This is a genomic window from Kitasatospora sp. NPDC054795 (assembly GCF_053611565.1).
In genome coordinates this window covers 1-7,382 of record NZ_JBSHAP010000227.1, presented here as the reverse complement: position 1 = coordinate 7,382, position 7,382 = coordinate 1, and the positions used below count along the sequence as shown (strand labels likewise).

Annotated in this window: 4 protein-coding genes and 1 pseudogene; 3 read left to right on the top strand and 2 right to left on the bottom strand. The window is 74.4% G+C overall.

From position 1 onward, the window contains the following. Positions 1–76: 76 nt before the first annotated feature. Entirely contained in the window at positions 77–2,560 is a 2,484-nt protein-coding gene (locus tag ACWGJO_RS40315; protein WP_452190751.1) for a YfhO family protein, read from the bottom strand. Between the two features lie 239 nt (positions 2,561–2,799). On the opposite strand from ACWGJO_RS40315, the gene ACWGJO_RS40310 reads away from it, so the two are divergent. The 3 genes from ACWGJO_RS40310 to cimA all read left to right on the top strand — a co-directional run bounded on the left by ACWGJO_RS40310 (position 2,800) and on the right by cimA (position 7,210). Then, the gene (locus ACWGJO_RS40310; protein ID WP_452190749.1) at positions 2,800–3,837 is read left to right on the top strand and encodes a 3-isopropylmalate dehydrogenase; all 1,038 of its coding nucleotides are present in this window, start codon (positions 2,800–2,802) and stop codon (positions 3,835–3,837) included. A 248-nt stretch (positions 3,838–4,085) separates the two neighbouring features. After that, positions 4,086–5,198 (top strand): branched-chain amino acid aminotransferase, encoded by a 1,113-nt coding sequence (locus ACWGJO_RS40305; RefSeq protein ID WP_359915403.1) that lies wholly within the window; start codon positions 4,086–4,088, stop codon positions 5,196–5,198. Between the two features lie 407 nt (positions 5,199–5,605). After that, complete coding sequence (gene cimA / locus ACWGJO_RS40300; RefSeq protein WP_452190747.1) at positions 5,606–7,210, top strand: citramalate synthase; 1,605 nt, start codon at positions 5,606–5,608, stop codon at positions 7,208–7,210. A 67-nt stretch (positions 7,211–7,277) separates the two neighbouring features. Here cimA and ACWGJO_RS40295 read toward each other — a convergent pair. After that, positions 7,278–7,382 (bottom strand): annotated as a pseudogene (locus ACWGJO_RS40295) (ATP-binding protein); the annotation flags it as partial.

Sequence of the window (7,382 nt, the reverse complement as noted above, 5' to 3'; positions counted from 1 at the left end):
GGGGCCGCCCCGCAACCCGGCCGGCCCCCCCCGGCACGTTCCGGCGGCTCGCCCGCCCCCGTCACGCTCCGCCCCGTCACGCCCCGGCCGGCCGCGCCGCCCGGCGGCGGTCGCGGCGCGGGGGACGGGTGGGGCGGCGCGAGAGCCGGGCGAAGACGGCGACCAGCGCGAGGACGGCGGCGGTGGCGGAGGCGACGACGAGGCCCTCGGTGAGCCCGGGCGGCCGGAAGGCGCAGGCGATCCGGGCGGCGCCGCCGCCCAGCGGGACGCCGATCATGCCGAGCACGGGCGTGGGGGCGGCGCGGCGGCCGCCGTCCACCGCACAGGTCCAGCCCTCGGTGGCCGGGACGGAGAGCAGTGCGGTGCCGGTGGAACCCGCCGGGAGGGCCGCGGTGAGGGTGTGCCCGCCGGCCTCCACCCGGGTGGCGCCGGTCGCGGTCAGCCGGGCGACCGCGGCCTCCAGGGCACCGGCCCGCAGGCAGCCGATCGGGCGGGCGGGCAGCTGGCTCACCACGTCCGACCGCAGCGTCACCCGGACCACCCCGTCCGCCGGGACGGTCCCCAGCCGGTGGATCGGCACGGCGGTGGTGGGCTGCTCACCGTCGCTGCGGAAGGCGCTGCCGAGGCCGCTGACCGTGCCCCGGTACCAGAGCCCGTGGAAGTAGGCCGTCCCGCCCGGCGTGCAGGCGACGGTGAACACCGTGCCCTCCCCGCCGCTCGGCACCGACCAGCCGCTGGTGCCGTGCAGGGTGGGCGCCGGCCCGCCCGCCGGGACGGGCAGCGGGGCGTCGTACACCTGGCTGCCCAGCAGCGACTCCTGCCGGGCCCAGACCGAGGACCTCTCCGGCCGGGCGCCGGGGGGCAGCACGGTGACCAGCGGCGGCGTGGCGGCCGCCCGGACAGGCGTGAAGGGACGCGGCGCCGGCCCCTCGTCGAGGTGGACGCGGACCCCGAACAGCGCCTGCCCGACCGGGTCGGTGACGCTCGCGGTCTGCCGCCCGCCGGCCGTCCAGCCCGCGCCGAGGTCGTGCAGCAGCAGGGCGGTGACGGTCGGCAGGTAGCTGCTGAACCAGCCGCCGCCCTGGCCGTTCAGCAGCAGCGGGTCGTTCGGCGTGAAGGCGTGCGGCCCGGGGTCGCTGCGGCCGCCCGGCCAGTCGGCGGCCGCGCGCAGCGTCGCGTGCCCGGCCCGGACCGCCGCGGGGGAGACGTCGTCGGAGGGGGCCGAGCCGAGCGCCGCGTACCCCGACCAGACGGCGTTGCCCAGCACCGCGCCGCCGATCACCCAGGTGGCCAGCGCGTTCGCCCGCCGGTCGGAGTGCCGGCGGTCCAGCAGCCACAGCGCGGCCGACAGGACGGCGCCGCCGACGGCCAGCAGCACCCAGGTGGCCGGGCGCACCGTGTGCCGGCCCGCCGCCAGGCCGGCGATCAGCGCCACCACGGCGGCGCCGCCCAGCACGGTGAGCCGGTCCGGACGGTGCGCCAGCGAGACCCAGCCCGCCAGCACCAGCAGCCCGCTGAGCACGAAGGCCACCCGGTACGGCCCGCCGGCCGGGATCGCCAGACCGTGCCAGACCAGCACGGTCGGGGTCCAGAGGAAGCCGGCCACCACCAGCGCCAGCGCCGTGCACCACAGGGCGCGCTCCTGCGGCCGCACCCGCCGGTTGAACGGCAGCCCGCACACCACCAGCAGGCCGAAGACGCCGATCGCCACGTCCGGCAGCTGCTGCCCGCCGTGGGTGGCGGGCAGCAGCCGGGCGAGGTGGGCGCCGACGCCGGACGGGCCGAGCGGTTCGACCGGGGACTCCGGCTGGGCCCGGCGGGCGGCCAGCACCGCGACGAACAGCACCGGGGAGGCGAGCAGCACCCCGGCGGTGGCCATGGTGACGGCCCGGCCGGCGGCCCGGACCCGGTGGCGCAGCGGGCGCGGGGCGGCGAACAGCCGGACGGCGAACAGGAGCGCGGCCGCCAGGGTCGCCAGCGCGGCCGTGTACAGGTTGCCCGCCCAGGCGAGCGCGACGCACAGCGCGCCGGCCACCCAGTGCCGCTCGTGCAGGCACCAGTCGGCGGCCAGGCCGAGCAGGGGCAGCGAGACCAGGCCCCAGAGCCACATCGGGGCCGCCCCGCCGACGTCCAGCACCCAGGCGCAGAGCCCGTACCCGACGGCGGCGAACACCCGCAGCCACCGGGGGCCGGGGTGCAGCCGGCCGAGCAGCCGGGTCATCAGGGCGGTGCCGAGGCCGATGGTGGCCAGGGTGACCAGGAGGACGGCGAGCCGGCCCTGGTCGCGGGGGAGCAGCGCGGTGGGCCAGGAGAAGGGGTTCATCAGGTAGGCGAAGAAGTCCGCCAGGAACGGAGCGCCGTAGCCGCTGTTCCAGTTGAGCAGCAGGTCCCCGGCGGCCTGCCCGTGCAGCAGGTCCCACAGGTGGGCGTGGTAGGGCACGGCGACCGCCTCCGCCCCGGCCGGCCACTGCCCGCTCAGCGCCGCCGCCAGCCCGTACCCGCCCGCGGCCAGCCCCGCGGCACCCCCGCAGACCAGCACCTCCCGCCGCCGCTCGCCCATCCGCACCCCGTTCCACGCGCTTCGCCGAACCCGCCCACCCTAAGCACGCCCCAGGCGCCCCCGACGTCACGCGCGCTCCCTCGAAGGGGTGGCGCCCTGGGAAGCTTCGCCGAGTCGCCCGAGAGGGCCGTTGAAGGTCGACCAGCCGTTCGAGATCGAGATCGAGATCGAGCTGACCTGACCGTCCGCATCGTGGACGGCAGGTGTCAGTACCTGGGACGGCGGAGTAGGGTCCGAGCATGTCTCGCACCATTCGTCTCGCAGTTGTTCCCGGTGACGGCATCGGCCGGGAAGTGGTGGCCGAAGGCCTCAAGGTCCTGGGTGCCGCGCTCCCCGCCGACGTGAAGCTGGAGACCACCGAGTACGACCTCGGCGCCCGGCGCTACCACCGGACCGGGGAGACGCTGCCGGACGACGTGCTGGCGGAGCTGAAGTCGCACGACGCGATCCTGCTGGGCGCCATCGGCGACCCGAGCGTGCCGTCGGGCGTGCTGGAGCGGGGGCTGCTGCTCAAGCTGCGGTTCGCCTTCGACCACCACATCAACCTGCGTCCGGGCCGCCTCTTCCCCGGGGTGCGGTCCCCGCTGGGCGGCGAGCCGGAGATCGACTTCGTGGTCGTCCGCGAGGGCACCGAGGGCCCGTACGTCGGCAACGGAGGCACGCTGCGCGCCGGGACGCCGCAGGAGGTGGCCACCGAGGTCAGCCTGAACACGGCGTACGGCATCGAGCGCGTGGTGCGCGACGCCTACCGCCGGGCGCAGGCGCGGCCGCGCAAGAAGCTCACCCTGGTGCACAAGAACAACGTGCTGGTGCACGCCGGGCACCTGTGGACGCGGATCTTCGCCGAGGTCGGCGAGGAGTTCCCCGAGGTCACCACCGACTACCTGCACGTCGACGCGGCGACCATCTTCTTCGTCACCCAGCCGGAGCGCTTCGACGTCATCGTCACCGACAACCTGTTCGGCGACATCCTGACCGACCTGGCCGCCGCCGTCACCGGCGGGATCGGCCTGGCCGCGAGCGGCAACATCAACCCGAGCGGCGAGTTCCCGTCGATGTTCGAGCCGGTGCACGGCTCGGCGCCGGACATCGCCGGCCAGGGCAAGGCCGACCCGACCGCCACCGTGCTGTCGGTCGCGATGCTGCTGGAGCACCTCGGCTTCGCCGCCGAGGCCGCCGGGGTCGAGGCCGCGGTGGCGGCGGACCTGGCCGAGCGCTCCGGCACCCGCAGCACCTCCCAGGTCGGCGACGCGCTCGCCGCCCGAGTATCCGGCTGACGGGCCGGATCCAGGAGCGGAGTTCCGGCCGACGGGCCGGATCCGACAAGGTTTCCGGCCCGGCGGGCCGGACCGCACAACCGCAGCTCGCCGCCCTCGAAAAAAGGGCGGACAGCTGTTCGGCACGGCCCTCTGGATGCGAGTATCGACAGTGGGTCGTGCCGTTGTGCGTCCATTCCGGCGAATTTTGCCGAAACGTATCTGCGGCGGTGGCGGCCCGGACCAACCCCACGGTGAAGGAAACACCCATGAGCACGGCCACCCAGGCGCCCATCACGTTCGACCTCAAGCCCTCCGCCCACCCGCTGTCCGCAGCGGAGCGCGAGGCCCGGCTGGTCAACCCCGGCTTCGGCCGGGTCTTCACCGACCACATGGTCACCGTCCGCTGGACCGAGGGCGTGGGCTGGCACGACGCCCAGCTGGCGCCGTACGCCCCGCTGGAGATCGACCCGGCGAACATGACCCTGCACTACGGCCAGGCGATCTTCGAGGGCCTGAAGGCCTACCGCCAGGCCGACGGCTCCATCGCCACCTTCCGCCCGGAGGCCAACGCCGCCCGCTTCCAGGCCTCGGCCCGCCGCCTGGCGATGCCGGAGCTGCCGGTGGAGACCTTCGTCGAGGCCGTCGAGCTGCTGGTCCGCCAGGAGCAGGACTGGGTGCCGAACGAGCCGGAGCAGAGCCTCTACCTGCGCCCCTTCATGTTCGCCACCGAGGTCGGCCTGGGTGTCCGCCCGGCCAACTCCTACCTCTTCATGATTATCGCCTCGCCGGCCGGCGCCTACTTCCAGGGCGGCATCAAGCCGGTCTCGGTCTGGCTGTCCAAGGAGTACGTCCGGGCCGCGCCCGGCGGCACCGGCGCCGCCAAGTGCGCGGGCAACTACGCCGCCTCGCTGGTCGCCCAGGCCCAGGCCGCCGAGAAGGGCTGCGACCAGGTGGTCTGGCTCGACGCCGCCGAGCACCGGTGGGTCGAGGAGATGGGCGGCATGAACCTGTACTTCGTCTTCGGTGAGGGCAAGGACGCCAGGATCGTCACCCCGGAGCTGTCCGGCGCCCTGCTGCCCGGCATCACCCGCGACTCGCTGCTCCAGCTGGCCGCCGACCTCGGCTACGCGGTCGAGGAGCGCCGGATCTCCACCGACGAGTGGCAGCAGGCCAACGCCGACGGCACCCTCACCGAGGTCTTCGCCTGCGGCACCGCCGCCGTCATCACCCCGGTCGGCTCGGTGAAGTCCGCCGCCGCCGACTGGACCGTCGGCGCCGGCGAGCCCGGCCCGGTCACCATGGAGCTGCGCAAGGCCCTGCTGTCGATCCAGGGCGGCCAGACCCCGGACACCCACCACTGGCTGCACAAGATCGTCTGATCGCCGCACCCCGTCCGGCGCCGCCCGGCCCGGCTCGCCTCCCGGCCTGCTTGCGCCCGTCCGGCCCGGCCCGCCCGTTTCGCATCGCGAGACGAGCGGGCCGGATCCCGGGCAGCTGTGCCAGACTGCGAGCGTGTCCTCGCTTTCGCTGATGATTAGCAGCAGGCGCGCCGGTCCGCAGTGACCGCTTCCCGCACGACCCGATGCGGAGCGACCACTAGCGTCCAGACCCGCGCGCAGACCTCTCGCACCCGCGAGGGGTCTTTTTGTTTCTCCCGGACCGGCCGACGGCCCTCACAAGGGGCCCGGGGACACCGGGACCGCGCGCGGGATCATGGACAGTGGAGCCGGGACGAGAAAGTCCGGCAGAGCAGTACCTTCCTCCCCGAAACGGAGAACCAGGGGTCATGACCGAGGTCACCCGTACCGACGACAGTTTCCACGTGTTCGACACCACGCTGCGCGACGGAGCACAGCGGGAGGGCATCAACCTGACGGTGGCGGACAAGCTGGCCATCGCCCGGCACCTGGACGAGTTCGGGGTCGGCTTCATCGAGGGCGGCTGGCCCGGCGCCAACCCGCGTGACACCGAGTTCTTCGCCCGCGCCGCCACCGAGCTGGAGCTGGAGCACGCCCGGCTGGTCGCCTTCGGCGCCACCCGCAGGGCCGGCGGCAGGGCGGCGGAGGACCCGCAGCTGGCCGCGCTGGTCGCCTCCGGCGCCCCGGTGATCACCCTGGTGGCCAAGGCGCACGACCGGCACGTGGAGCTCGCGCTGCGCACCACCCTGGACGAGAACCTGGAGATGGTCCGGGACAGCGTCGAGTTCCTCCGCTCCCAGGGGCGGCGGGTGTTCATCGACTGCGAGCACTTCTTCGACGGCTACCGGGCGAACCCCGAGTACGCGGTGTCGGTGGTCCGCACCGCGCACGAGGCCGGCGCGGACGTCGTGGTGCTCTGCGACACCAACGGCGGGATGCTGCCGGCCGGCGTGCGGGAGATCGTCGCCGAGGTGCTCGCCAGGACCGGTGCCCGGCTCGGCATCCACGCCCAGGACGACACCGGCTGCGCGGTGGCCAACACCCTGGCCGCGGTGGACGCCGGCGCGACCCACGTGCAGTGCACCGCCAACGGCTACGGCGAGCGGGTCGGCAACGCCAACCTGTTCCCGGTGGTCGGCGCGCTGGAGATCAAGTACGACCGCCGGGTGCTGCCCGCGGGCCGGCTGGCCGAGATGACCCGGATCTCGCACGCGATCGCCGAGCTGGTCAACCTGACCCCCTCCACCCACCAGCCGTACGTCGGCTTCTCGGCCTTCGCCCACAAGGCGGGCCTGCACGCCTCCGCGATCAAGGTCGACCCGGACCTCTACCAGCACATCGACCCCGCGCGGGTCGGCAACTCCATGCGGATGCTGGTCTCCGACATGGCCGGCCGGGCCTCCGTCGAGCTCAAGGGCAAGGAGCTCGGCTACGACCTCTCCAGCGACCGGGACCTGGCCGGCCGGGTGGTGGCCAAGGTGAAGGAGCAGGAGAACCTCGGCTACACCTACGAGTCCGCCGACGCCTCCTTCGAGCTGCTGCTGCGCGACGAGGTGCGCGGCGGCCGGGACCGCTTCTACACGCTGGAGTCCTGGCGGACCATCAGCGAGCAGGGCCCGAACGGCTTCACCGGCAACGAGGCCACCGTCAAGCTGTGGGCCAAGGGCGAGCGCCGGATCGCCACCGGCGAGGGCAACGGCCCGGTCAACGCGCTGGACCAGGCGCTGCGCGCGGCCCTGGGGGGCATCTACCCGCCGCTGGCCACCTTCGAGCTGGTGGACTACAAGGTCCGCATCCTGGAGGGCCAGCACGGCACCGGCTCCAAGACCCGGGTGCTGATCGAGTCCACCGACGGCGCCGCCACCTGGTCGACGGTGGGCGTGGCCGACAACGTGGTCGCCGCCTCCTGGCTGGCGCTGGAGGACGCGTACACCTACGGCCTGATCCGGGCCGGCCTGGAGCCCACCGAGTAGTCGCCCCGAACGCGCCTGTGGCCCGCGGGACCTCGCCGGAGGTCCCGCGGGCCACGGTCGTGCGCGATCACCGCAGTCGGGCCAGCAGGGCGTGTTCGACGAGGGTGATGAGGGCGCTCTTGGCGCTGTCGCGGCGGCGGGCGTCGAGGGTGATGACGGGGGTGTCGGCGCC

Coding starts and splice junctions, on each gene's coding strand:
- ACWGJO_RS40315 (WP_452190751.1), bottom strand. CDS start 2,560: ATGGGCGAGCGGCGGCGGGAGGTGCTGGTCTGCGGGGGTGCCGCGGGG.
- ACWGJO_RS40310 (WP_452190749.1), top strand. CDS start 2,800: ATGTCTCGCACCATTCGTCTCGCAGTTGTTCCCGGTGACGGCATCGGC.
- ACWGJO_RS40305 (WP_359915403.1), top strand. CDS start 4,086: ATGAGCACGGCCACCCAGGCGCCCATCACGTTCGACCTCAAGCCCTCC.
- cimA (WP_452190747.1), top strand. CDS start 5,606: ATGACCGAGGTCACCCGTACCGACGACAGTTTCCACGTGTTCGACACC.